This is a genomic window from Shewanella sp. T24-MNA-CIBAN-0130, from assembly GCF_040310185.1.
Taxonomy (GTDB): domain Bacteria; phylum Pseudomonadota; class Gammaproteobacteria; order Enterobacterales; family Shewanellaceae; genus Shewanella; species Shewanella psychromarinicola.
The window spans coordinates 1-26,297 of the sequence record NZ_JBEOPP010000065.1 but is presented as its reverse complement, the minus strand read 5'-3'; the positions used below and the strand labels follow the sequence as shown (position 1 = coordinate 26,297).

The 26,297-nt window shown below is 42.2% G+C and carries 28 protein-coding genes; 2 read left to right on the top strand and 26 right to left on the bottom strand.

All coding sequences use genetic code 11. The annotated features are described in order from the left end of the window. Window positions 1-170: 170 nt before the first annotated feature. The 3 genes from AAEZ02_RS19055 to AAEZ02_RS19045 are packed head-to-tail and all read right to left on the bottom strand — an operon-like array spanning window position 171 to window position 2,530. On the bottom strand, window positions 171-1,190 hold the full coding sequence (locus AAEZ02_RS19055; protein WP_351079017.1) for a succinylglutamate desuccinylase/aspartoacylase family protein: 1,020 nt from the start codon (window positions 1,188-1,190) through the stop codon (window positions 171-173). After that, window positions 1,190-2,095, bottom strand: a complete 906-nt coding sequence (rimK, locus tag AAEZ02_RS19050) for a 30S ribosomal protein S6--L-glutamate ligase (protein WP_351124533.1) — start codon at window positions 2,093-2,095, stop codon at window positions 1,190-1,192. Before rimK ends, AAEZ02_RS19055 begins: the two co-directional genes overlap by 1 nt. A gap of 3 nt (window positions 2,096-2,098) precedes the next feature. Beyond that, window positions 2,099-2,530, bottom strand: coding sequence for an ATP-dependent zinc protease family protein (locus tag AAEZ02_RS19045; RefSeq protein ID WP_351124530.1), 432 nt, complete (start codon window positions 2,528-2,530; stop codon window positions 2,099-2,101). A 454-nt stretch (window positions 2,531-2,984) separates the two neighbouring features. Between AAEZ02_RS19045 and AAEZ02_RS19040 the strand changes: the two genes are divergently transcribed. Together AAEZ02_RS19040 and AAEZ02_RS19035 are read left to right on the top strand one after the other, a co-directional pair. Beyond that, window positions 2,985-3,656: a DUF2461 domain-containing protein gene (locus AAEZ02_RS19040; protein ID WP_502959315.1), complete on the top strand. Its 672-nt coding sequence runs from the start codon at window positions 2,985-2,987 to the stop codon at window positions 3,654-3,656. A 324-nt stretch (window positions 3,657-3,980) separates the two neighbouring features. Beyond that, window positions 3,981-5,363, top strand: a complete 1,383-nt coding sequence (locus AAEZ02_RS19035) for an RsmB/NOP family class I SAM-dependent RNA methyltransferase (RefSeq protein ID WP_351124527.1) — start codon at window positions 3,981-3,983, stop codon at window positions 5,361-5,363. Window positions 5,364-5,444: 81 nt separating this feature from the next. Here AAEZ02_RS19035 and AAEZ02_RS19030 read toward each other — a convergent pair whose 3' ends face one another. The 23 genes from AAEZ02_RS19030 to AAEZ02_RS18920 form a co-directional block, all read right to left on the bottom strand. Then, window positions 5,445-5,843, bottom strand: a complete 399-nt coding sequence (locus AAEZ02_RS19030; RefSeq protein WP_351124524.1) for a DUF2802 domain-containing protein — start codon at window positions 5,841-5,843, stop codon at window positions 5,445-5,447. Between the two features lie 76 nt (window positions 5,844-5,919). Then, entirely contained in the window at window positions 5,920-6,414 is a 495-nt protein-coding gene (locus AAEZ02_RS19025; RefSeq protein ID WP_351124521.1) for a chemotaxis protein CheW, read from the bottom strand. A 2-nt stretch (window positions 6,415-6,416) separates the two neighbouring features. Continuing rightward, a complete protein-coding gene (locus tag AAEZ02_RS19020; protein WP_351124518.1) occupies window positions 6,417-7,508 on the bottom strand; it encodes a chemotaxis protein CheW in 1,092 nt (363 codons plus the stop codon). After that, entirely contained in the window at window positions 7,492-8,286 is a 795-nt protein-coding gene (locus AAEZ02_RS19015; RefSeq protein WP_351124515.1) for a ParA family protein, read from the bottom strand. The genes AAEZ02_RS19020 and AAEZ02_RS19015 overlap by 17 nt, the downstream gene beginning before the upstream one ends. 45 nt (window positions 8,287-8,331) lie before the next feature. Next, window positions 8,332-8,796: a membrane anchored protein in chemotaxis locus gene (locus AAEZ02_RS19010; protein WP_351124512.1), complete on the bottom strand. Its 465-nt coding sequence runs from the start codon at window positions 8,794-8,796 to the stop codon at window positions 8,332-8,334. Continuing rightward, the gene (locus tag AAEZ02_RS19005) at window positions 8,789-9,985 is read right to left on the bottom strand and encodes a protein-glutamate methylesterase/protein-glutamine glutaminase (protein WP_351124509.1); all 1,197 of its coding nucleotides are present in this window, start codon (window positions 9,983-9,985) and stop codon (window positions 8,789-8,791) included. The genes AAEZ02_RS19010 and AAEZ02_RS19005 overlap by 8 nt, the downstream gene beginning before the upstream one ends. A gap of 30 nt (window positions 9,986-10,015) precedes the next feature. Next, window positions 10,016-12,190, bottom strand: a complete 2,175-nt coding sequence (locus AAEZ02_RS19000) for a chemotaxis protein CheA (protein ID WP_351124506.1) — start codon at window positions 12,188-12,190, stop codon at window positions 10,016-10,018. Window positions 12,191-12,205: 15 nt separating this feature from the next. Continuing rightward, window positions 12,206-12,943 (bottom strand): protein phosphatase CheZ, encoded by a 738-nt coding sequence (locus AAEZ02_RS18995; RefSeq protein ID WP_124011921.1) that lies wholly within the window; start codon window positions 12,941-12,943, stop codon window positions 12,206-12,208. 13 nt (window positions 12,944-12,956) lie between these two features. Then, window positions 12,957-13,340: a chemotaxis response regulator CheY gene (gene cheY, locus AAEZ02_RS18990; RefSeq protein ID WP_101032321.1), complete on the bottom strand. Its 384-nt coding sequence runs from the start codon at window positions 13,338-13,340 to the stop codon at window positions 12,957-12,959. A gap of 44 nt (window positions 13,341-13,384) precedes the next feature. Beyond that, on the bottom strand, window positions 13,385-14,104 hold the full coding sequence (locus AAEZ02_RS18985) for an RNA polymerase sigma factor FliA (protein ID WP_124693510.1): 720 nt from the start codon (window positions 14,102-14,104) through the stop codon (window positions 13,385-13,387). Continuing rightward, on the bottom strand, window positions 14,097-14,978 hold the full coding sequence (locus AAEZ02_RS18980; RefSeq protein ID WP_124012138.1) for a MinD/ParA family protein: 882 nt from the start codon (window positions 14,976-14,978) through the stop codon (window positions 14,097-14,099). Before AAEZ02_RS18980 ends, AAEZ02_RS18985 begins: the two co-directional genes overlap by 8 nt. A gap of 4 nt (window positions 14,979-14,982) precedes the next feature. Then, window positions 14,983-16,368: a flagellar biosynthesis GTPase FlhF gene (flhF, locus tag AAEZ02_RS18975; RefSeq protein ID WP_101032323.1), complete on the bottom strand. Its 1,386-nt coding sequence runs from the start codon at window positions 16,366-16,368 to the stop codon at window positions 14,983-14,985. 29 nt (window positions 16,369-16,397) lie between these two features. Further along, entirely contained in the window at window positions 16,398-18,497 is a 2,100-nt protein-coding gene (gene flhA / locus AAEZ02_RS18970) for a flagellar biosynthesis protein FlhA (protein WP_124011923.1), read from the bottom strand. A 134-nt stretch (window positions 18,498-18,631) separates the two neighbouring features. Next, window positions 18,632-19,765 (bottom strand): flagellar biosynthesis protein FlhB, encoded by a 1,134-nt coding sequence (gene flhB, locus AAEZ02_RS18965; RefSeq protein ID WP_124011924.1) that lies wholly within the window; start codon window positions 19,763-19,765, stop codon window positions 18,632-18,634. A 9-nt stretch (window positions 19,766-19,774) separates the two neighbouring features. After that, window positions 19,775-20,578: a flagellar biosynthetic protein FliR gene (gene fliR, locus AAEZ02_RS18960; RefSeq protein WP_124011925.1), complete on the bottom strand. Its 804-nt coding sequence runs from the start codon at window positions 20,576-20,578 to the stop codon at window positions 19,775-19,777. Between the two features lie 3 nt (window positions 20,579-20,581). Continuing rightward, window positions 20,582-20,851 carry a flagellar biosynthesis protein FliQ gene (gene fliQ, locus AAEZ02_RS18955; protein ID WP_101032327.1) on the bottom strand — a complete coding sequence of 90 codons (270 nt, stop codon included), beginning with the start codon at window positions 20,849-20,851 and terminating at the stop codon, window positions 20,582-20,584. 12 nt (window positions 20,852-20,863) lie between these two features. Beyond that, entirely contained in the window at window positions 20,864-21,625 is a 762-nt protein-coding gene (gene fliP / locus AAEZ02_RS18950) for a flagellar type III secretion system pore protein FliP (RefSeq protein WP_164839508.1), read from the bottom strand. Next, entirely contained in the window at window positions 21,625-22,005 is a 381-nt protein-coding gene (fliO, locus tag AAEZ02_RS18945; RefSeq protein WP_411741710.1) for a flagellar biosynthetic protein FliO, read from the bottom strand. The genes fliP and fliO overlap by 1 nt, the downstream gene beginning before the upstream one ends. 118 nt (window positions 22,006-22,123) lie before the next feature. Continuing rightward, window positions 22,124-22,507, bottom strand: a complete 384-nt coding sequence (gene fliN, locus AAEZ02_RS18940; RefSeq protein ID WP_101032328.1) for a flagellar motor switch protein FliN — start codon at window positions 22,505-22,507, stop codon at window positions 22,124-22,126. Between the two features lie 10 nt (window positions 22,508-22,517). Beyond that, on the bottom strand, window positions 22,518-23,546 hold the full coding sequence (fliM, locus tag AAEZ02_RS18935; RefSeq protein WP_124011926.1) for a flagellar motor switch protein FliM: 1,029 nt from the start codon (window positions 23,544-23,546) through the stop codon (window positions 22,518-22,520). A 38-nt stretch (window positions 23,547-23,584) separates the two neighbouring features. After that, window positions 23,585-24,100 (bottom strand): flagellar basal body-associated protein FliL, encoded by a 516-nt coding sequence (gene fliL / locus AAEZ02_RS18930; protein WP_124011927.1) that lies wholly within the window; start codon window positions 24,098-24,100, stop codon window positions 23,585-23,587. 150 nt (window positions 24,101-24,250) lie between these two features. Next, window positions 24,251-25,816: a flagellar hook-length control protein FliK gene (locus AAEZ02_RS18925; protein ID WP_351124497.1), complete on the bottom strand. Its 1,566-nt coding sequence runs from the start codon at window positions 25,814-25,816 to the stop codon at window positions 24,251-24,253. Between the two features lie 266 nt (window positions 25,817-26,082). Continuing rightward, window positions 26,083-26,297: hypothetical protein (locus AAEZ02_RS18920; RefSeq protein ID WP_351124494.1), on the bottom strand; the 215-nt coding region annotated here is incomplete at its 5' end.

Genomic DNA, 26,297 nt, shown 5'->3' with positions numbered 1-26,297 from the left:
ACGTAGTCCGCCCTAGCAGCGAAGCGATACTAGCAGGACGCAGTCCGCCCTAGCAGCGAAGCGATACTAGCAGGACGCAGTCCGCCCTAGCAGCGAAGCGATACTAGCAGGACGCAGTCCGCCCTAGCAGCGAAGCGACCCTAGCAAGACGCAGTCCACCCTGCTGTTTATTAGGCATATTCTTGCATAAAATCGTCAAGATTATCGTTGATGATTTCTATTTCATCGCTGCTAAATTGCGCGATATGAAACAAGGCTTCGCCTTCATTCGTAACTGGAATATTACTGTTGCCCACAATAATGCCGTCTGTTGGCGCCAGCAGTTGCGATGGCGATCCTCCAAATGGATTAACGATAGTGGCTAGTACCTGGCCTTTAGCCACACGTTCACCTAACTTCAGTTTGATATTCACCAATCCATCAGATTCACTGCGCACCCAATAACTGCGGCTTGCATTGACACTGGTGATTTTGGTTTTGGTTTTAATTTTACCTTTGGTCATGTTTAAATATCGGATCACATTGATAACACCATTGAGACCAGACTTAATCGACATATCACTGAAACGTAGCGCTTCACCCGCCTCATATAAAATACAAGGAATGTTCAAGCTATTAGCATAAGCACGCATTGAGCCTTCACGCGCTTTTGAGGACATAATGACTGGCGCCCCAAAAGCATTTGCCATATCGAGCATCACTTCATCGTCTGTGTCACAGCGGATCTGTGGCAAATTCTCTCGATAGATAGCACCAGTATGCAAATCAATAATATGGGTCGCTCTTTCAACCAAAGAATGAGCAAACAAATACGCTAAACGACTCGCCAACGCACCTTTAGCAGAGCCCGGAAAACAGCGATTTAAATCGCGGCGATCCGGTAGATAACGAGATTGTTGAATAAAACCAAATACGTTAACTATGGGCACAATTAACAAGGTTCCGGTTAAGGTTTTAGCATTAACACGACCGAGCAAACGTCGACATATTTCAATACCATTTAACTCATCACCATGGATCGCTGCGCAAACCAATAAAACAGGTCCCGCTTTAGTGCCGTGAATAACTTCAACGTGCAGATCCATCGGGGTATCGTTATACAGTTTTGCTGCGGGCAATTTGACACTTTTTTGAGTGCCTGCCGGTACGCTAACATCACCAATAACAAATGGTTCGTGCTTTCTTGGCATTAACCAGCTCCTTTCGTTTTCGGGCTAGTCGATTTAACGTTTTTCTCAATAAACTGAATTATTTTTTCCGCAACATCAATCCCGGTGGCTTTCTCAATACCTTCAAGACCCGGTGATGAGTTAACTTCCATCACTAATGGACCATGTTTAGAACGTAAAATGTCGACACCCGCTACATTGAGTCCCATTGTTTTAGCCGCACGCAATGCCGTTGAACGTTCTTCAGGGGTTAATTTGACAATGCTAGCAGAACCACCACGGTGTAAATTAGACCTAAACTCACCCGCTAATGCTTGGCGTTTCATCGCGGCAATCACTTTGTCACCAATCACGAAACAACGAATATCTGCGCCACCCGCTTCGGCAATATATTCTTGCACCATGATGTTGGCTTTTAAGCCCATGAATGCTTCAATAACCGATTCGGCCGCTTTACGGGTTTCAGCCAAAACAACCCCAATGCCTTGAGTACCTTCAAGTAGCTTGATCACACAAGGGGCACCACCGACCATATCCAATAAATCAGGAATGTCGGCAGGTTTGCTGGCAAAGCCTGTCACGGGTAAACCAATGTTCTTACGTGACAATAGTTGTAATGAGCGTAATTTATCCCGTGAACGAGTAATGGCAACTGACTCGTTTAGTGGATGCGTTCCCATCATCTCAAACTGGCGCAATACCGCTGTGCCATAAAAGGTGACCGATGCGCCAATGCGCGGAATAACCACATCAAATTTTGGCAACTCTTCACCACGGACATGAATACTGGGTGCGTTCATGTTGATATTCATATAACACTTTAATGGGTCAATAATGTTTATGACATGACCACGAGCTTCTGCAGCTTCTTTTAACCGACGGGTTGAGTATAAATTTTTGTTTCTGGACATAATAGCAATATGCATTTGTTATTCTCCTGCTAGAAATGACTTTGCTGAATTAACCAAAAAGCGCCCTTGTAATGCTCGGCGTCCTAATAACATTCTAAATTTCATGTGATCTCTATTGGTTAAGGTCAGTTCGATATCAAAAAGTTGTTCTCCGATAATGATCGGTGTTTTTATCACGTAGCGTTTTGTTACATGACCACCGGAGTCACTGACATCTCGGCGATCAAATACAGTAAATTCACAGATAATTTCACGATCCGAATCTTGATCTGGATGAAGCCAGACTCGAACCCATTTTTGGTTGTTTTTTTGAAACGGTTTTATTTTGAACGCATGTAAACAAGATGTTTTTGCGCCAGTATCCACTTTGATTTTGACTCTTTCGTTGCCAATATCAGGAAAAGTACCCCATTCACGCCAACCCACAATACCGAGGGAATGTTCAGTCATGGTCTATCCTTGCTTGTAGAGGAATATTCATTCCGAATGTATAATCTTTCAATAGAATCGATACGTAGCGCGTCTACAACCTGCCTGTTTATTGCACGTTTTAATTTTTAACACCACGCTAATCCGCTAAGTTATCTGCAAAATAACCCTACTTTAGCCAATTTTAACACCAAGGCTTTATTTATACCAAACTAACATTAACCAAATAACCAAAAAAAATCCTTATGTCAGTAAGTTACAGTAATATCTCGCCTACTTCCAAACCACTAAAAAAACACATTAACTCTAACTTGAAACATGATAAATGCCATTAAAAAATAAATTTGTTCGAATAACACTCACAATATTAATGAGTTAAAAATGCAATGGCTATTTAACTCTACATAAACATTGATTAACATGTAGGCAAATTATCACATCATTATCAGCATCGCTATTGTTAAAAGGTTATGCCATGTTTACTCAACTCAGTTTCAACTTTTTAAACCAACTCAGCACTAATAACGATAGAGAATGGTTTAAAACCAATCAACAGCAATATGAAGATCAAGTCAGAACCCCTGCATTACAATTTATTGAAGCTATGCAAGGACCCATTTTGACCATATCGCCACAATTTACCGCAGTAGCCAAAAAAGTCGGCGGCAGTTTAATGCGTCCGCAACGCGATAGTCGTTTTAGTAAAAATAAAACCCCTTATAAAACCAATGTAGGCATTCAGTTTAGACACTTTCAGGCAAAAGATGTCCATGCCCCTGGTTTTTATGTTCATATCGCCAATGATGAATGCTTTATTGCCGCTGGAATTTGGCATCCAGAATCAAAAGTACTCAATGCTATTCGTCATTGTATTGATGAAAACCCCAACGGCTATCAAAAAGCATTAGCACAATTATCTCGAGCCGGATTTGAATTATTAGGCGACAGTTTAATACGCCCGCCGCGAGGATTTGCTAAAGACCACGCCATGATCGAAGAGCTAAAACGCAAAGATTTTATTGCCATTAAATCGGTAAGTGTAGAACAAGTTTGTCGGAGTGATTTTGTCGATTATTGTACGCAACAATATCAGCATACAATGGCATTGATGGCCTATTTATGTTTTGCATTAGATCTCGACTTTTGATCCCAAAAAAACATTACGACGCTATCATGATGGTGTCGTAACTAGGGCGTGTTGATCTTGGAAAATGAATGTTAACCACCAAAGATCACCGGCTCCGATTAACACGCCTAATTAACACGGCTAATGAACAACGCTTATCAATACGACACTCATGGCATCACCTCACTAAAGTCGGGTTGCGTGATAAATAGTGGCTCACATTTTAGCTGTTTTATTTCATCATTAGAGTTTTAAGTCATCATTTAGATGAGCCGTGTTAAACTAGCAAAAAATAATTTAGTACAGCAAGTTGTTATTTGCTGTCCGGTAACATCAGGTCAATTCATGAGCCATAATATTCCCGCCATGTCTAACGCAACAACATCAGGCGAGACACATGCGCAAGAAATCGCGGCGACAACATCAGCCCAAAAACGTGCCCTAAGCTACTCAACAACCATTGAGAAACTTTTTAATCAGGTCATGAGTACCAAGATGCCTGCAGATAGAATTATCGGCCAATATTTTCGTGATCATAAAAAGCATGGTTCCAAAGATAGACGCGTGATCCGTGAAACTTTATTTGGTCTCTTTCGGTGGTGGGGCTGGTTAAGCCAATTAGATTCAAGTCAAAAGTACACTACTTGGTTTCAGCAACTAAGTACTTGTGCGATGTTAGAACAGCATGAGTGGAATGACATAACTCAAGCTTGGAATGACTTTGCTGATTGGCCTCAAGCCCGCGCCGACCAGACTCTGCTGGAAAATAATGCATCATTAAATGGTAAATTAACTGCCTTTATTGCATTAAGTGGCATCGAAACCTGTCAAATAAGCCAATTATTACCACAATGGTTTTGGCAATATTGTCCTATAGATGCGACTGAACAATATGCGGTTGTAAACGCAATGAGCAGCCGACCGCCAATCTGGGCTCGAGCGCAAAAATTCTCAACAGAAAAGGTGATTGAGTCTCTTCGCCAAACGGGTGTTGAAGCAAAAGCGAGCGGTTACTTTTCTGATGCCATAAGTTTGGGCCACAAAAGTATTAACCTAAATGAAATGGATGCTTATAAGCAAGGTTATATTGAGATTCAGGATTTAGCCTCCCAAGTCATTGGCCAAATTTGTCAGCCAAACAACCATGAACTGTGGTGGGATGCTTGCAGTGGTGCTGGCGGTAAAACCCTGCAGTTATATTCATTAATGTCACAGCAAAGCTCAGCCTTTACGGGCAGTATTACCGCATCAGATATTCGCCATAAACCGTTGGAAGAGTTGCGTAAACGTGCCAAACGAGCAGGCTTTGAACATATTAATGTCGCACCTTGGAAGGGTGACATATTACCGGTCGACGCCAATGCTTTTGACGGTGTGTTAGTCGATGCCCCATGTAGCTGCACGGGGACTTGGCGTCGAAATCCAGATATGCGATGGCTTGATGATGTTAGCGCTATCACAGACAAACCAATACTACAGTTAGCGATTTTACGTCGCAGCGCTGCGGCAGTAAAAACAGGTGGCAAGTTGGTTTATGCAACGTGCTCCTTATCACCGAGCGAAAATGAACAAATTGTAAAAAACTTCCTATCTGCAACATCAGAATTTGAACTTGAACCAGTCACACATCCTTTTACTGGACAGCTATGTGATATGTTAACCATTTGGCCTCAGCAAGCTGACAGTGATGGTATGTTTGTCGCCAAGATGCGTCGACGTAACGCTTAAGCCACTAAAAAGAATGATCCACTAAAAAGCCATCATATTGATGGCTTTTATATTATTGCGGCACAGACGAACACTGTTGGATTATTTTCTATGTAGACGAAGTATTAATTCAGCTTCTGCTTTGGGTAATTCGCACTCTTGCATTAGCTCTTCAATTCCCGCACCTAGACCGACCATTTTGACAGCTCGTGAATATAATTTGGTTTGAGGATCTTGTTGGCTAGCTTCTTCGATCATATCAAACTGCTTAGCGAGTTTTTGTTCTAACTCGACCACTCGCCTACCCACACCAATAGTGCCACTGCGTAACTCATGTAATTCCCTTTTAACGGCTTCACGCTGACGATCACTTTCTTTGACTAATACGGTAAGTGCGGCGACTTTAGTTTTTAACTTACTCGACTGCTTAAGTAAATAAAGAAGCAGACCAAGACATGCAATCACGTACACTAAAGCTGCAATTAGAAATTCATCACCCATTAATATACCTATGCTGCTGTTGCTCAAAAGCAAGGAGCCAACAGTGACTCGGTTGGCTTTCTTAATAAGACCGCGACTAGATTTGTGTTAACTCTACCCATTCTTCATCAGACAATAACTTATCCAAATCAACTAAAATCAATAGCTCATTCTCGCGATTACTCACGCCTTGAATAAATTTAGCACTTTCTTCGGTGCCCACATTAGGTGCGTTGTCAATGTCTGAACGACGTAAATAAACCACCTCTGCTACGCTATCAACCAAAATACCAATGACTTGTTTTTCAGCCTCAATAATCACAATACGACTTGAGTCGTCGATTTCAGCAGACTGCAAACCAAAACGTGAACGAGTATCAATAACCGTTACCACGTTGCCGCGTAGGTTAATAATCCCCAATACATAATAAGGTGCACCTGGTACAGGAGCAATTTCGGTATAGCGTAATACTTCTTGAACTTGCATTACGTTAATACCGTAGGTTTCATTATCTAGCTTAAATGTTACCCATTGTAATACTGCATCGTCTTTACTTGCAGCAACCGCTGCTACACTTCTAGAATCGCTCATAGTTAACCTCGGTCAATCGAATCCTGACAACCTAAACCTGCATCAAGCATTTTAATTAATGCTTGAACATTTAAAATGCCACACATTTGTTGTTTTACTACCCCAGCAAGCCACGGACGCTTACCCGGTTTTTCACGCCAATTGACGTGTGATTTATCTATTTTAACAGCGTTAACTAGCGACTCGCACGTTAACCCCCATTGACTATCTTCAAGCATCACAAGAAATTGATAATCGACTGTTTGTGCTAATTCTTGCGAATATTTTTCAGGCATAACCCAAGCACACGTATCAACCACATTTATGTTGCTGTCACGATGGGTTTGTACCCCCATGAACCAAGATGGCCGACCAATAAGATGATTTATCTTATCAATTTTAATAATGCCACCTAAGCTAACAAGTGGAACTGCTAGCGTTAATCCTGCTATCTTAAAGAATAACACTTGAAATTCATCATCAAGTACTTCTTGTAAATCATGGGTAATACTAGGCGGTTGATCCCCGACCTGAGTTTGTGGCCCTGTATGATCTTGCACCGCAGAATGTTCTACCCACTGATCTTGCTTAATGATAACGTCTTTTATATCAGCATGTGAACTTTCGTTATTGTTTATATCGACTAACGACTTGATTTCTTTATCCGTTAGTTCTGTTTGTTGTGTTTCTGTATTATTCACAACCGTTTTAGGCTCAATATGAGTAATGGCCTGACGAACACGCTCAGTACTGGCTTTAATCTGTTGCGATAAATCGGTTTCTGCTCTAGGTTTAGATACTGCAGATAATAATTTTTCAAGCGCCAGTTTATCGACACCGGTAGTCGGCTCTGCATATTGCCGTTGATTAGCAATAACAGGTAAAGCCTTAGACAATATTTGTTGTGAATAATGAGCAGATATAGGTGCCGCTGGTGTGACTGTCCCAGTCGGCTTTACCTCGGTAATATTTAACACGTTATGGCCAATGTCATTAACCGGATCCACAGCAATACGTGGTTTTACCTCAAGGCTTTGTGCAGGAATCGGTTTAGGCTGTTCCTGTAATAAAAGACTGAAATAATCAAAAACAGTTTCATCAACCGATTTTGACATGGGTAAACTCCTGAGAAAATAAAAAATCCAGCAGGCGATTATATGCTTTTACACCTCGGCTACTGGCTGAATAATGTGAACCGGGTAAATGAGCCAAGCTTGCGTCTCTAAATTTAGTATCAACCGGTATCACGTCATTAGGCCAAAGTCTTGGACCATATTTATCCTGCAAAAATTGTAATGCTATAGGGGAAGCTTTAGTGCGCTTGTCATACATAGTCGGTAATACGGTAAAGCTATAACGGGTTTTCTTGGAGCGTCCCATAATTTCCATGGTTTTCACCATACGCTCGAGTCCTTTTATAGCCAAAAACTCAGTCTGGACGGGAATAATAATATGATGACTCGCGGCTAATGCATTCACCATTAACACCCCTAACACTGGCGGACAATCGATAATAGCCACATCATATGAATCTTCAAGCAATGCCAATAAGTTGCGCAGCACTAACCCCATGCCTTCTTGATGGCCTAATGACCGATCAAGTGTTGCTAACGCCATATTAGCCGGAATAATATCGAGTCCCTGTATTTGAGTAGGAATCACATTTTGTAAAATAAACTCTTTAGTCAGTTTCTGATGATTCAAAAATACATCATAAAGCGAACAAGGCACTTCGTCTGAATCAATACCTAAGTAATAGCCCAATGAAGCGTGAGGATCAGTGTCAATCATCAGCACTCGTTGGCCACGCTTAACCAGTGCTCCGGCTAAACTGGCTACGGTGGTGGTTTTACCTACGCCACCTTTTTGGTTAGCTACCGTCCATATTTTCAAAAAAGCCTCTCAGGTCAATATAATGATGCTGTTATAGAATACTGACTAGTGTTTGTCTTGTTTATCATCGCGGGTTGTTACACGGATCCCACCGTTAGGTAAACGGATAACCTTAACCCCTTGATCATTTTCTGACATAACGACCTCTTGATCCTTCCATTTAGCAGGAGTATCAATATCAAACTTAGCCTTATCAACTTCAATAAGCTGACCACCATCTAAAGCTCCCGGCCCAAACAGCGCACTTTGCGCGAGCTCCTTGCTAGCCGACGCTACAATTGCTTGAGTTTGTTCAGGATGCATCGTTAGCCAATCAGCAATATTAGCAGCTTGATCTTCTGGTACCATCAACAACACTTGAGATGCGGTTAAACGGGCGACATCTTGTTGTAATGAAGCCACTTTTTGATGGGCATCAACATATAAACCTGCTAATACGAAGATCGTGATGAAGGATAAAAAAAATCCTAGCATTTGCTTAGTCTTTAACGAGTACTCAGGCTTAGCCACGACTAGACTCTTTTAAAATGGCTTCAGCCATATTGTCTAATGAAATAGAGTGAGTCGCGATACCTGTTGAGAACACCGCTTGAGGCATACCGTATACCACACAGCTTGCTTCATCTTGTGCCCAAATAGTGGCACCTACAGACTTTAACATTCTGGCCCCTTCTCTACCGTCAGCCCCCATACCCGTTAACACAACAGCCAAAACATCACCGCCAAAAGCTTTAGATGCTGAAGCAAAAGTAATATCAACGGACGGTTTATAATTCATTTCATGGGTTCCAGAGACGATTTTCAACCTGCCAGTAGAACCATTTCGCTCAATCATCAGTTGCATGCCTCCGGGTGCTAAATAAGCACAGCCAGGACGCATAACGTCGCCATTTGCGGCTTCTTTTACATCAATTTTGCACAAGGTATTTAAGCGTGCCGCAAAGGCTGGGGTAAACGCCGCAGGCATGTGCTGGATCAACACAATAGGATGAGGATAATTGGCTGGAAATGCCGTTAACACCTTCTGTAATGCGACCGGCCCACCGGTTGATGTCCCAATTAATAATGCTCTATATTGCTTACCGCTGGCTCGAATAGACGATACTGAAGACGTTGTTGGATTGGCGGTTTGGCGATCAGCGGGTGCACTCGATAGACTAGAACGGGCTGCAACTGGTGCGGCATGTGGGGGCAAGCGACTACTTAATGGTCGATGTGAGGTATGGGTATCTGCGGCAGTCGTCGTTGCTCTACGAGGTTGCGGTAATGATGTAATCGATAACGAGCTAGAACGATACATCCTGCGTCGACCTAATGCTTTAATTCGTTGTTGTAACAACAGTATCGCATCGTCTTTATTCGTCGCAATATCCTCAAAGCGTTTTGGTAAAAAATCCAATGCACCAGCGTCTAACGCATCCAGTGTCGCTTTAGCGCCATCATGAGTTAACGATGAAAACATCAAAATAGGGATAGGATTATTCGCCATGATTTCACGAACAGCCGTTATCCCATCCATCACAGGCATCTCAATGTCCATCGTAATGACTTGAGGCTTTAATTTTGCAGCCATCTCAACAGCTTCTTTACCATTAACAGCAACGGCAACAACTTCGAGATCAGGATCTTGATTGACAATCTCACTGACTCGACGTCGAAAAAAGCTAGAATCATCTACAACTAGTACTTTTATGGCCATTTAATTCCTTAAATAATGGAACTTTTATTGTTACTTTTTACTTTTAGCGTAGTGTTTTAGCAGCCCTGGCACATCTAAAATAAGTGCAATGCCACCATCAGATGTAATTGTCGCACCCGCCATTCCAGGCGTACCTTGTAACATACTGCCAAGTGGCTTGATAACAACTTCTTCTTGTCCAATCAATGCATCAACAACGAAGCCAATCTGCATGGTACCAAGCTGAACGATCACAACATGACCATGCTTCTTATCACCATGTTCAAAGGTTGATTTTTTGCTCTGCAACCATTTTTCTAGATAAAATAATGGCACGGCCTTATTACGGAAAATAACCGTCAATTGACCATCAACAATATTGGTTTTTGTTATATCTAAATTAAAGATTTCATTCACACTCGTTAACGGCAGTGCAAAGACTTGATTGGACACTTCAATCATCAATGTCGGCATAATCGCCAAGGTTAATGGCACTTTAATTTCAAGTATGGTGCCCTTACCTTTCATCGAATCAATATAAACCGTACCGTTAAGTTGGTTGATGCGGGTTTTCACCACATCCATACCCACTCCACGGCCTGAAATATCTGAAACTTCAACTTTGGTTGAAAAGCCTGGAGCAAAAATCAGGTTATAAGCTTCGTTATCGGTCATTCTCGCGGCTGCATCTTCATCTAACACACCACGACTTATCGCAATCTGTTTTAGCTTCTCAGGGTCCATTCCCGCGCCATCATCCTCAATTTTAAGTAGGATATGGTCACCTTCTTGGCTAGCCGATAAGGTAATCGTGCCCGTTCGAGATTTACCACTTGCTTCACGAGTAATCGGCATTTCGATACCGTGATCGACTGAGTTTCGCACCAAGTGGACCAAAGGATCGGCTAACGCCTCAACTAAATTTTTATCAAGATCGGTATCTTCACCAATCATGACTAAATTAATTTCTTTATTTAAGGTGCGGGCCATATCTCGAACAACACGAGGGAATCGGCCAAACACTTTCTTGATAGGCTGCATGCGGGTCTTCATCACTGCGCCTTGCAAATCAGCAGTGACTAAATCAAGGTTAGCAAGAGCCTTAGACATTTCCTCATCTTCACGATTAATGCCTAAGCTAACCAGTCGGTTACGAACTAAGACCAACTCACCAACCATATTCATTATGTCGTCTAATCGAGCGGTATCAACACGAACGGTTGTCTCACCTTGCGGAACAGAAGGCGCCTTAGGAGCAACTGCGGGGGCAGAAGACACTACCGGCTTAACAATTGGCGTTGCCGTCGGTTTTAACACTGGAGGAGCGACCACTTTGTTAGACTCTGCAGCGATAGTTGACTGTGGTTTAACTACCGGCGCGGTGCCTTTACCGTGTAATTCATCTAAAAGACGTTCAAATTCATCGTCAGTGAATTCATCAGAATCAACAAGAGGTTCAGCAACAGGCGGGGTAGCTGGCTTAGCTGAAACTACCACTTCTGATTTAGCTTTAAACGAGCTTGAGCCATGTAATTCATCTAACAATGCTTCAAATTCATCATCAGTAATGTCGTCACTACTATTGGTTACCGCAGACGTCGAATCGATATTGGCTTTTTTACTATCAGAAGCTTTAGATGAAGCAGGACTTTTGCCGGTACCATGTAAAGCATCAAGTAAAGCTTCAAATTCTGACTCATCAATTTCATCAATACTGCCTGAGCCGGATGTTTGCGCTGAGGGCGTACTCATTTCTTCGATGGATTCTGGCTGGTTAAACTCAATAACATTTTCAATCGGTTCTGGCTCTTCTGCCGTCATTTCTGAAGGTAATGGCGCACCTGAACTTAATAATTTGAGTTTAGCGAGTAACGCAGGATCAGCTGAGTCTTGTTGCTGTCCCTGCTGAGTTTGAGCAAACATGGTATTAATCGCATCAACCGCTTGCAAAATAATATCCATTAACTCTGAATTTACGCCGCGTTTGCGGGTGCGTAAAAGATCGAAGGTATTTTCAGCTTCATGACAAACATCAACCATTGGACCCAGACTTAAAAAACCAGCCCCACCTTTAACGGTGTGAAATCCACGGAAAATTGCATTAAGTAAATCACTGTCATCAGGATTATTTTCAAGAGTAACGAGCTGCTCCTGTAGAAGCTCTAAAATCTCACCAGCTTCAATTAAAAAGTCCTGGAGTATCTCTTCATCAACATCAAAAGACATTAAATTGACTCCTAATTAGAAACCCAGACTTGAAAGCAGATCATCTACTTCATCTTGACCAGTTACCACATCTTCACGCCGTTCAGCATGCATAATGGGACCTTCTGCTTCTATTTTATTATCGTTTATAGTAGGCAATAATTCGCTAGCATTATCACCAAACACCGTTAGCATTGAAACCAAATTAGTTTCTACTTCACGAACTAAATCAATCACTCGACGGATCATTTGGCCTGTCAAATCTTGAAAGTCTTGTGCCATTAAAATTTGATTTAACAGCTCGCGAAGGCGATTAGAGTCATGCTCGCTATGCGACATAAACTGTTGAACATCATGACAAAGTGACTTAAATTCACCTAATTCTATATCACGACGCATCAATTTATCCCACATGGGCGTCACTGATTGTATATTGCTAATGATGGTATCGGCCAAAGGAAGACATTCTTCAACTGCATCCATGGTTTTATTTGCAGCTTGTTCTGTCATATCGATAACATAGTTCAACCTTTCTCTAGCATCCGGTATTTCGGTATTCGCTAATTCAGATAAACGGTTATCAACTTGGAAATCTTTTAGTGCACTGTGGAGTTGTCGAGTTAACTTACCGACTTCTTCAAAAAGCTCACGCTGTAATGGCGTTGCAAGCTCTCTGATGTAATCATCAGCTTCTGCTTGATTACCCGAGGTAAGCAATTCAACAAGTTCTTGGGCTTGTTCAAGAGTGACCAAGCCAGATATTGATGCCTGCATGACTTATCCTTGCTTATGCGAGTCGTTCAAAGATTTTATCTAACTTTTCTTTTAACGTAGCGGCGGTGAAAGGTTTTACTACATAACCATTTACACCTGCTTGCGCTGCAGCAATAATTTGTTCACGCTTAGCTTCAGCGGTTACCATCAATACAGGTAAATGCTTTAACGAATCATCAGCACGAATGGCTCTAAGTAAATCAATACCTTGCATTCCAGGCATGTTCCAGTCTGTTACTACAAAATCAAAATCGCCTTTTTGTAACATTGGTAGGGCTGTTGAGCCATCATCTGCTTCTTGAGTATTATTATATCCCAAGTCTCGCAACAAGTTCTTAATGATACGCCTCATTGTTGAAAAATCGTCAACAATAAGAATCTTCATATTCTTGTCCAAGGTTTCCTCCGGTGAGCTGACTCTCGTTCGCTCTATATAAGTTATTATTCTTGTGTCCAATGCTTGAGTTTGGCTTTTAACCTGAGCATTGCCTGACTTAATATCTGGCTTACTCGCGATTCGCTAACGTCAAGGATTGCACCAATTTCTTTTAAATTTAATGCTTCGTCATAATATAACGACAGCACTAACGCATCTCTTTCTGACAATGTCTTAATTGCTTCAACCAAAGCAGATTGAAATTGAATTTCAGCAAGCGAGTCAAAGGTTTCATCTGGCGATTCGTTGTCTGTGATTAACACATCTTGCGCAACACCAAGATCTTCTATACCGATGATTTTACCAACAGAAACATCATTTAAGATGTGATGGTATTCATCAAGCGACATATCAAGTTTTTCAGCAATTTCAGTATCGTGAGCATCACGTCCAAGTTTCTGCCCTAATTCATCAACCACTTGTGCAACCCGGCGATTATTACGATGAACTGAGCGTGGAACCCAGTCACCTCGGCGAATTTCATCTATCATTGCACCACGAATTCGGATACCAGCAAAGGTTTCAAATTTGGCCCCTTTACTATCATCAAATTTTGATGAGGCCTCAAGCAACCCCATCATCCCAGCTTGTAATAAGTCATCAAGTTGCACCGATGCTGGTAATCTTGCCAGCATATGATGAGCAATTTTTTTTACCAGCGGTGCATACTGTTCAACAATAGATGTTTTGTTATCGAACTGAGTATACGCTGCGGCTTTATTCACCCGTTCTTCCTTCTTGTATCGGTTTACGTTGTACAAGACGTTCAACAAAGAATTCTAAATGGCCGCCGGGCTGTTGTGGCACCGGCCAAGTCATAATTTTATTGGCTAATCCATGGTAAGCAATAGCTGAAGGAGATTTAGGATACGCTTCAACAACTAACTTTTGCTTACGAACCGCTTTACGTAAATTCTCATCAAAGGGTATTGATGCAACCAACTCTAAAGCAACATCTAAAAATCTATCGGTCACTTTACTCAGTTTTGCAAATAATTCCATACCTTCTCGCAAACTACGCACCATATTTGCCACAATTTTGAAGTGGAACACACCATGTTCACGACTTAAAATTTTAATCAGCGCATAAGCATCGGTAATCGATGTCGGCTCGTCGCAAACAACAATTAATACATCCTGTGATGCACGAGAAAAACTCAGCACCATATCTGATATTCCGGCTGCAGTATCAACAATTAAAATATCGAACTGAGTACGCATTTCACTAAATGCACGGATAAGTCCAGCATGTTGTGCTTGCGTCAATTCTACCATCGCTTGAGAACCTGACGTAGCAGGAACAATACCGATCCCTTTAGGTCCGCGCACAATGATGTCATCTAATTCGGCATCACCGGACAAAACATGAGATAAATTTTTCTCAGCCCGTATCCCCAGCATGACATCGACGTTGGCTAACCCTAAATCGGCATCAAGTACTAATACGCGTTTGCCTTTTTCAGCTAATGCAACGGCGGTATTAATTGACACACTGGTTTTGCCCACTCCGCCTTTACCACCGGATACGGCAATTACTTTAACTTTATCGTTATTTGGTTGATTCATCATACGTAAACCACTTGCTTGATCCCGTGTCATAACTTTACTCAAATGCATAGGCGTTGTCATTAGACCACGCTGTGTCTTGTGACGATTGTTGTTCTGTTTCATTTAATGCCGCCAGAGCCTGCTTAGCCAACTCTAGGGTATCAGCCACTTTCATGTCCTCAGGAACACGTTGGCCGTCAGTAACATAGCTCAATGGTAACTCATTTTGAATCAATACGCTCAAAGCACCTGCAATTGATATTGATTCATCTAACTTGGTTAAAATCGCACCCGCTAATGGGATCCGTTTAAAATGCTCAACCGCATCTTGCAATACGCGACGTTGACCGGTCGCCGACAAGACTAAGTAGCTCCTAATTGGAATTCTACTATTGGCTGTTAAATTATCTAATTGCTGATATAAACGCATATCTCGCTGCCCCATACCCGCCGTATCAATTAACACTAACTTACGATTTCTAAACTGATAAAGAATTTGTTCTAATTCAGTTAAATCATGAGCTTGTTTAACCGGACAGCCCATTATTTTGCCATAAGTGGCTAATTGCTCATAGGCGCCAATACGGTAATGATCTGTGGTAATCAATGCTACCTGCTCTGGTCCATGATGGGCGGCAAATCGGGCGGCAATTTTAGCTAAAGAAGTCGTTTTACCAACACCCGTAGGACCCACAAATGCCACAACACCACCCCGTTTGACAATATCATCGCCTTGGTTGTCGAGTAAGTTGGCTAAACTTTGCGGTAATGCGCGCACTAAATCTGCTGGGGTGTAATGTTGGCTTAATCCCGCTAGTTTAGCAGCTACTGCCGGAGAAAACTCTGCGGCAATCAATTTACTTTCAAGCATTGCTCCCACAGGATCGGTGCGCTTTTTTTGGTCTTTCATTAACGATGAAACTTGATGAGTTAATAAGCTACGTAATGAAGCCATTTCTTCACGCAGATCATCCATATCGCCTGAGTGGTTTTTATTATTTTTTGTTGGTTTGTCAGAGACGGATTGCGGTGGCAAGTTCGACGCGGGTTTAGCCGACTTTGCACCTTGTAATTGGCGAGCCCATTCAGGTAACTCTGGCTCGTCTTGTTGCACGGACATTTGTTGTGTCATGCGATTGTGTTGTTTTTCAAGTAATGCCTGTAACGAATCTGCTGCCGCAGGAGGATTGACCTTCGATTGGGCTTTTATGGCAGGTTTAGCGCCTAAAGACACCTTGTCTTCGCTCACATCCATAAAACCCGTGGTCGGCGCTTGTGAAGCGATAGCGGCTTTAGGTTCGTCATAATCTACAGCAGCGACAATCTCGATTCCGCCAGTGACTTTTTTATTCGACATAATGACAGCGTCAGAACCCAACATTTCTTTTACTTGAGCCAATGCCGCGCGCATATCTTTGGCAAAAAATCGTTTAATTTTCACTTATGCACCTCTATAAACTGACGTTATCACTATTGGCCTACAGCAGAAACAATTCTAATTTGTTTCTCGTCCGGTATTTCTTGGTAAGAAATCACGCGTAAATTGGGAATAGTGTATTTAACAAATCGTGACAGCGTTGACCTGAGCATGCCAGATGTCAATAAAATGGCTGGTTGTCCTACCATTTCTTGCTTCTGTGCAGCGTCTAATAATGACTGTTGCATACGCTCTGCAAGACCCGGTTCAATATTAGGACCTTCACCGCCGGTCGCCTGCATAGACTTATGCAACATCTGTTCCAACTCTGGCGCCAATGTAATGACGGGGATTTCAAGTTCTGGTCCAGAGATTTCTTGCACTATCATACGTTTTAGCGCAATCCGCACTGCTGCGGTTAATACTTCGGTGTCATTACTCTTGGTGCCGTATTCTAACAAGGTTTGCACTATGGTGCGTAAATCACGTACCGATACCCCTTCATTGAGTAGGTTTTGCATCACTTTAACCACAGATCCCAGCGGCATAATATCGGGAACAAAACCATCGACTAATTTAGGTGAGTTTTTGCCCAACATGTCTATTAACTGCTGCACTTCTTCATAACCTAACAGCTTGGCCGCATTATTACTGAGTAATTGGCTGATATGTGTCGCCACAACCGTTGCGGTATCGACGACGGTATAGCCTAATGTTTGTGCCTGTTCACGTTGCTCTGGGGCTATCCATACCGCCTCTAAACCAAAAGCGGGGTCGTGAGTTTCAATGCCATCAAGCTTACCGTAAACTTGGCCTGGATTAATCGCTAACTCGCAATCATGTCTCACTTCTGCCTCACCGACCACCACGCCCATTAACGAAATGCGATACGCATTAGGGGATAAATCCAAATTGTCACGAATATGCACCGCTGGCACTAAAAAACCTAACTCTTGTGACAATTTCTTACGTACGCCTTTGATCCTGCCTAATAATTCACCACCTTGAGACTTGTCGACTAATGGAATTAGGCGATAACCAACCTCAAGCCCTATGGTATCAACATGGCGTACATCGTCCCAACTTAACTCTTTAGGTTCTTTATTCTTAGTCTCAACCGGCCCTTTTGTGGCTAAGGTAAGTGCAGCTTGTTTATTGTCAACATTACGCTTGTAAACAAAGTACGCGGCAGCTGCGGTAATGGCTGCGAAAGTCAAAAACGCAAAATGAGGCATACCTGGCACAACACCCATGACAAATAATAATCCAGCAGCAATGGCTAATGATTTATGACTGTCAAACATCTGACTGAACATCATTTGGCCCATATCGCCTGACTCGTTTTGACGAGTCACCAATAAAGCCGCGGCAATGGATAATAATAAACCGGGGATCTGCGCGACTAAACCATCACCAATGGTTAATAACGTATAAATTTCTACGGCGCTAGAAAAATCGAGATCGTGCTGCACAATACCAATAATAAAGCCACCTAAGATATTGATGACTAAGATCATAATACCGGCGATAGCATCACCTTTTACAAATTTTGACGCCCCGTCCATCGCACCATAAAAGTCAGCTTCTCGGGTCACTTCTTCACGGCGAATACCGGCTTGTTCTTGGGTCAGCGTACCGGCATTTAAATCGGCATCAATGGCCATTTGCTTACCTGGCATGGCATCTAAGGTAAAGCGAGCGCTTACCTCAGAAATACGCCCCGCACCTTTGGTCACTACCGCAAAGTTAATGATGATCAAGATAAGGAATACCACTAAACCGACAGCATAGTTACCCCCAATCACCACTGAGCCGAACGCTTCGATCACTTTACCAGCGGCATCACCACCATTATGGCCTTCGAGCAATACAATCCGGGTAGAGGCAACGTTAAGGGCAAGCCTTAATAACGTAGCCACCAGTAATACGGTAGGAAATGCAGCAAAATCAAGAGGTCTATCCGTATAAATGGCAACGAGTAGTACGACTAAAGCTAAAGCAATATTGAATGAAAATAGGATGTCGAGCAAAAAAGCTGGAATGGGCAACACCACCATTCCAAGCGCCGCGAGCACGATTAAAGGCGTACCAATGCCCTTAAATGTCGACGGTCTTATTTGTTTAAATTGCCCGAAAGCGGCTTTTGCATCCATTGAGGTCAACCCTTCATGTAGTCTATTGCGAAATAATGTACTGTTATTTGACGCTAATAGACTAACGAAGCAAAAACTAAGCCAAAACTAAGACAGAGGGAGTCATTTAACGACATAAGCGAATTGAGTGGCGATTAATGCTTCAAATCATCAGGAATGGGCTGACTAAGTGGGATAGCTTTAGGACGACGACCTTTACCTTTTTGATATTGCCTAAGCTGAAATACATAGGCAAGTACTTGTGCGACCGCGGTAAATAAGCCTTCTGGCACTTGTTGATCAATCTTAGTGGTGTGGTAAATAGCACGAGCTAATGGCGGGGCCGATACAATAGCAACATTATGTTCGCGAGCAATTTCACGTATTCTAAAGGCAACGTCATCGACACCTTTGGCGATTAAAAATGGCGCAGAAGAGCGACTTACATCGTATTTTACCGCCACAGCATAATGCTCTGGGTTAACCACAATCACATCAGCGTTAGGCACTTCGGTCATCATACGCCGTTGCGCCATCTCCTGCTGCATTTGTCTAATTTTGCCTTTAACTTCAGGCTTACCTTCAGAATCTTTATACTCATCTTTAATTTCTTGCTTGGTCATTTTTAATTGTTTCTTGTGATTCCAAATTTGAAATGGCACATCAATAATAACAATCAATAACATCGAACTGCACAGTACGATAAACATCCAAATGAGCAACTCTAAAGAATGATAGACATTGCCAGGTAAGTGATCGCTAGACAGGGTCAAAATATCAATGAAATAAAATCTTAGTAGGAAGTAAGCGGATAATGCCACCACCGCAAATTTAGCAATACCTTTAGTCAGTTCAACCAATGCTTGGGTACCAAACATACGCTTAAAACCGTTCATGGGGTTTAACTTACTGCCTTTAGGCATAAAGGCTTTGACTGAAAAAGAGATCCCACCTAAAACAATATTGCCCAAAAAAGCCACAAATGCCAGTAAAGCAATAAAGCTAATTAACGGCCCAGCAAGCTCGTTCCCCACTACGCCCCATACACGAAACATGGAGTTGGTATCAAAAATTTGGTCGCGTTCCATGGTAAATAGTTGTTTCATTATGGTATGGATACCTTTGGCAATAGCCGGTCCTGTCATCGAAAATCCAACCGATGCGGCCAATAATACTGCTGCGGTACCTAATTCTTTAGAACGGGCGACTTGGCCTTTTTCACGGGCTTGTTCAAGTCGCTTCTCGGTGGGTTCTTCATCGCGTTCTTGACTACTGTCATTTTCTGCCATCTGTGCCCCCTAAAATACCACTGAGCCATCACGTTGACATTCAAGCTGCAGCACATCACACATAAGTAGTTGCGCAGCCGACCAAACTTCATCAAAATGCGCCATAATCGGTCCCAATGTTAACCACAAAATCAGCAAACCACAGACCATGGTAACTGGGAAACCAATAGAGAAAATATTCAACTGCGGCGATGCGCGAGTCATTACACCAAAGGATAAGTTAATTAATAACAAGGCAGTAATAGCTGAGATTGACATTGTCAGCGCAGCGCCAAACATGAAACCGCCCCAATCGGCAAGGGCGCGATAATTGGCGATTGATATACCTTGATTTGATATCGGAATGGTTTCAAAACTCGCCACCAGCATCCGAAACATCAATAAATGGCCGTCAACAGCCAAAAAGATAAGCGTTGCCAATAACAAAAATAAGTTACCCACTACGGGTGTTTGCGCCCCAGAACCAGGATCAACCATTGAAGCAAAACCTAAACTGGTCTGCATACCAATAATTTGCCCTGTTAACACAAAGGTTTGCATGGCCATTAAGGTCACAAAACCCATTGTCACCCCAATTAATATTTGCTGAACAATCACAAAAACGGAACTTAATGCCAGTAATTCGACATTTACAACTGGGGGTAAAATAGGTGCAACAGCCACGGTAATGGCCACGGATAACAAGAGTCGAACCCTAGCCGGCGTGGTATTTGCGCCAAAGACCACCATCACCATGAGCATGGATGAAATACGAAAAAACGGCAAAAGATAAGCAGCAATTGTTTGACTGATTTCATCAAACAAAATATCCATAACTTACCCTATCACTTGTGGAATGAGATTCACCATCTCGAAAAAGAAATCCATCATGGTTTGCACCAGCCAATGGCCTAAGTACATCAACGCGAATAACGTCATCATTAAACGCGGTAAAAAGCTTAAGGTTTGCTCGTTAATGGAGGTCGCGGCCTGAAACACCGCCACAATTAAACCGACAAATAAGCCGGGCAAAATAATCGCTGCCACGATCAGTACGATAACGGACAATGCTTCTCGAAAAACATCAACTAGCGATTCTGGAGACATAACTTTAGCGCCTTATATTCCAAAGCTGTTCGCTAAAGTCCCCATGACAAGACCCCAACCATCAACGAGTACAAACAACATAATTTTAAACGGTAATGACACGATCATCGGTGACAACATCATCATACCCATAGCCATCAAAATACTGGCGACAACCAAATCGAGGACTAAAAAGGGCACAAACAACATAAAACCTATTTGAAATGCCGTTTTAAGCTCGCTGGTGATAAATGCAGGGATCACCACACTAATAGGCGTTTGTTCTGGAGATTGAATATCTTTATATCCGGATATTTCGATGAAGGTTTGTAAATCGGTGGTCCTAACTTGCGACAGCATAAATGATTTAATAGGCTCTTTTCCAACATCATAAGCCTGAGTTAATGTTAACGTTTCATTAATATAAGGCTCTACAGCTTCAGCATAAATTTTATCGAATACCGGCGCCATAATAAAGAAAGTCATAAACAAACTAATCCCAATCAGCACTTGATTCGACGGTGTTTGCTGTAACCCTAAAGCTTGTCTTAATATCGATAACACCACAATAATACGGGTAAAGGAGGTGAGCATTATCACCATCGCAGGGATAAAACTCATTGCTGTCATTAGCAATAAAATCTGCATGGTTACCGAATATTCAGTTGTTCCATCTGCAGCTGTGGTGACCGTTAACGCAGGTAACACCCCGTCTTGTGCCATTGCTGAGGGCGATAAAACCAATGCCACTAGCGCCATTACCGCCAACACCAACACGCTTGTGTACTTATTCATTATTGCTGTTCCTTGGCTTGTTTTAGGCGACTGGCAAACGAAGAAATAGGAACATCGACGGAGGTGGCTAACTTATCAATAAGATTAATTTGTTGCGAGGTCACACCAAGAAGATATTGTTGGCCGTTGACCTCCACCAGTACGACTTTCTCACGCTGGCCTATAGGGGTAACGGCAATTGTTTTAATCACACCGCCATTTGAAGGCACTAATTTAAGCCGTTTGACAATGTAAGCTAACAAAAAGATAAGCGCTAATACGGCAATTAACCCACCAACCATATTGGCTAATGTTGCGGCATTAGACACTTCAGAGGGATGAGCTAACGGGTTATTCGTTAGAGTGCTAGACACTTCAGGGGCGCTCAATGCCTCACTCATGACGCTGAGCATTAGTATCACATTAGCCACTGCTATTCCTTGTAATGTGTAACCAAATCAGCAAAGATCAACACTATCCCAACCTTTGCTATATTATTGTTTTATTTAGTTAATCGAGTTATTTAAGTTTTTTGATCCGTTCTGTCTGGCTAATAACATCCGTCAAACGGATACCAAACTTATCATTAACGACCACCACTTCACCATGGGCAATCAAGGTTCCATTGACCATCACGTCCAGTGGCTCACCCGCTACACGGTCAAGTTCGACCACCGAACCTTGATTCAGCTGAAGTAGATTACGGATGCTGATAAAACTGCGTCCCACTTCCATAGAAATGGTCACCGGAATATCTAATATGCCATCTAACTTTGCCGCTTCTTCTTTAGAAATAGGTTTGGAATCATCGACTAACTCATCAAGCTCAACTTGTTCCGCTTCTTCTATAGCCTGCTCAGCCATTGCGGCAGCCCAGTCATCGCCTGTATCTTCTGTGCTCATTCACTTCACCTTATAACTCTGAAATATCACGCGACTTGCCTTTGCGAGTCACTAATTGCAGCTCTGTTTTAACCGTTTCTGGCCGTGGGATTTTTTCACTGATTTTTACCGCTAAATTATCGCGCGATTTACCCATTTTACAACGATAAGTCGGCAAATCCTCAATTTTCATCATAATGTGTTCAGGTAATTCAATCGGGATTATATCGCCCGCTTTAAAGCCCATAACATCGCGTAATGTCACTTCATGTTCAACAACATTGACATCAATGCCCACTTTCACGTCCATGATTTCATCACGTAATGCTTGCGACCAGCGCATATCCGTATCTTGTTTATCACTTTGAACACCGGCATCGAGTAATTCACGGATTGGCTCAATCATTGAATACGGCATTGTGATATGAAAATCACCGCCACCACCGTCAACTTCGATGTGAAATGAGTTAATCACCACCACTTCGGTCGGACTGACAATGTTCGCCATCGCAGGGTTCACTTCAGAGTCGAGGTATTCAAACTCCACATCCATTACCGGCGACCATGCTTCTTTGTAATCTTCAAAAATGATTTTGAGCAATAACTGTACAATTCGACGTTCTGTTGGGGTAAATTCACGGCCTTCAATTTTGGCATGAAAACGACCATCGCCACCAAAGAAGTTATCGACAAGAATAAAGACTAATCTTGCTTCCATGGTGATTAACGCGGTGCCTTTAAGTGGACTAAAACGCACCATATTTAAACTGGTTGGCACAAATAGAGTATGCACGTACTCGCCAAACTTAAGCATTTGTACGCCATTGATCGACACTTCGGCCGCACGGCGCATCATGTTAAACATACTGATGCGTAAATGTCGTGCAAATCGTTCATTAACGATTTCAAGCGTAGGCATACGGCCACGCACAATTCGGTCTTGAGATGAGAAATCATAAGACTGCGCATCAGCACTATTTTGTTCTATTTCATCATCATCGACATCATCAACACCATGTAATAGCGCATCAATTTCATCTTGGCTTAATAAATCACTCACATCATCGCCTTAGCAGTTAATGTTTTTTTGGTTATTGGTTATTGCATTACAAAGCCAGTAAACAGGACTTTTTCAACGACTGTCCCCCCTGTTACTGGTTGCAATGTATTTTGAACATTAAGTAACGCTAACTGACGTAACTCATCTTTACCGGCTTGGGTACTCAGTTTTTGCACATCTGCGGCACTAAAAGTGGTTAATAATGCATCCTCAATCAATGGGATATGTTTTTTTATAAGCACGCTATCATCTTCGCCACGCACCATTAATTGGACTTTAATTTCAACCAGCCTCGCGCGATCAACACCCGGTAAATTAAACAGAAAAGGTCTTGGCATGCCAACATATTCAGCTCCTGCACTTACTGTTGGTGCTTTTGTTTCAGTAGCGGTATCTGCGGGAGAGGCAGGCTCGCTTGAACCCATAAAAAACCACAATCCGCCCCCAATGAGCAAAACCAACACTAAACCAATACCACCAAAGATGATCAGCTTATTGGATTTGTTACCGCCTTCTGGGACTTCGTTTAATTCTAATTCTTGTTCAGCCATCATGGTCCCAAATCAACATTGTGATTAACATTATAATTAACATTATAATTAACATTATAATTAACATTATAATTAACATTATAATTAACATTATAATTTAGCTAAATAACTCGCTATTGTTACGAAGTCATATTGTTGCCATAGGTTACCTGCTTAAGCATAATAATCTATAGCTGAATGTAAACTCCTTGATGGATTTGTCAGCAAGCTGACCTCTTGTGTTGAAATTTCATCCAATTGGCGGCCTTCCCCACTATGATCTCCTGATTGTTCATGCTGCTGTTCGCTACCGCCATCGCCTTGGGACACATGACTGTCGGTCAATTGTAATCCTTCTTGCGCAAGCATCTCACGTAATCGTGGCATAGCTTGCTCAACGATATCTCGGGTTTGCGACTGGGCAACATGAAACTGCACTTGAGTTTGATCGCCTTGGATTTGAATTTTAATCGTTAAATGTCCAAGTTCGGCTGGATCAAGCCGAATTTCAGCTTGTTGAACACCATTACTTACCATAGTGATTAACTGCTGTTTCATCACCGGAGAAAAACGCTGGATCATCTCTTGCATCTGAGCGCCAGCTTCTCCTTGCGGTCTTATCGATAACTGGAATTGCGGCACATCACTTTTATTGACCGAGGTAAAGCTATTATGATTTTGTAAGGTCTTATTATCAGTTTCACTGACATCAGCCACAGCATCTAAGCCAAAATTAGCTGGGGTTAAGTGGGTTGAAGGCTCACCGGAGGCGCGCTTTATCGCTAAGGAGTCTAATACCACTGAAAAATCAGCTTTTGCCAGTACTTTGGCATTATCAGTATCTACTTGAACATTGCTATTAATGCGATCGTTATCACCTAAAATAGTCTTGGGATCGACGTTCATCGCTGAAGTCGCTTCAACTGAAGCGGCAGAGCGACTAAGCCCAGAGCTAAAAGGACCCGTCATATCTGATTTAACGGCTGCAGAATTAAGTGCAGAGTTAACATCGGTAGCACTCGCTTTACCTTGAATCACCACGCTGGTGGCGACTGATTTATCAATTTGGTTTTGTTGTTCACTATTAAGCTTGCTGTCTATATCAGCCTCCACCATAGCTAAAATAGACTCATCAATAACCGGTGCTTGTAGATTAAAATCACTAATTAATACGTTTAAAGCTTGAGGGTCTAACGCTTGTAAATCTTTTACCGATAAATCAGCAAATGCCATTAAGTTGTCTAGTTCTTCAGCGCTAAGCTGAGAAAGAGCCTCTTTGGCATTGATAGAATCTGCCGGTAAATCAATAGTATCAGTAAATAACTCACTAACACCGACATCATTATTGGTCTTTTCAACAACAGCACTGTTTGGCGCTTCTGCCGAAAATGTTGTGTCAAAATAAACCTCAGATTGTTCGACATGTGGCAATTCTTTTCCGCCAGAGGAATGACGTTTATTGATTGAATCCGCCATATTAAGTTGAGCAAAAATCATTTCAACATCAGCATTTTCGTCTGTAGACAGCTCACTTGCGATGCCAGCATTTGCTTTCCCCGCTTCAGCATCAAACGACACCTGCGCCGTATTAGCGTTACGCCGTAAAATAAGACCGGATTCGCTCGCTTGATTAAAAGCAGATAAAAATGTTTTATTTTCAACACCTTGCACGTTTACTTTCGTGCTCGCATCGGCAGGTTTACTGCTATTGCCAAGTAAGATATTGTTCATCTGCTGCATAATCTGCTCCACTCAATTAAACAAGGTTAGGTGATATATCGTCTAAAAACAGCTAGGTCATCACCCTCTATACGACACATATTTGTCTGTTCAATTATATGTATAAGGTGATTGCAAAAGCCTCGTAATAAGCTCGCCACCGTCGCTTCACTGACGATTTTTATTTCAATTAATAATATTAAGCAATTTAAGTGCCAACACATGGTGGTTCGATGATCTTTGCATAATAGACAACCAAGCAAAACATCAGCGAACCAGCAAGCGCATCATGATATTTTGATGTGAGCAGATCGCGACTTGTCAAACTTGCCATTTCTTGCAACTAAGGCGTCTTCACGAGTTAATAGGAGCGTCAATAGTGAGTCTATTGCAAGTCGATAAATGGTCATTAACAAGGTCATTAGCAAGGTCATTAGCAAGGTCATTAGCAAGGTCATTAGCAAGGTCATTAGCAAGGTCATTAGCAAGGTCATTAGCAAGG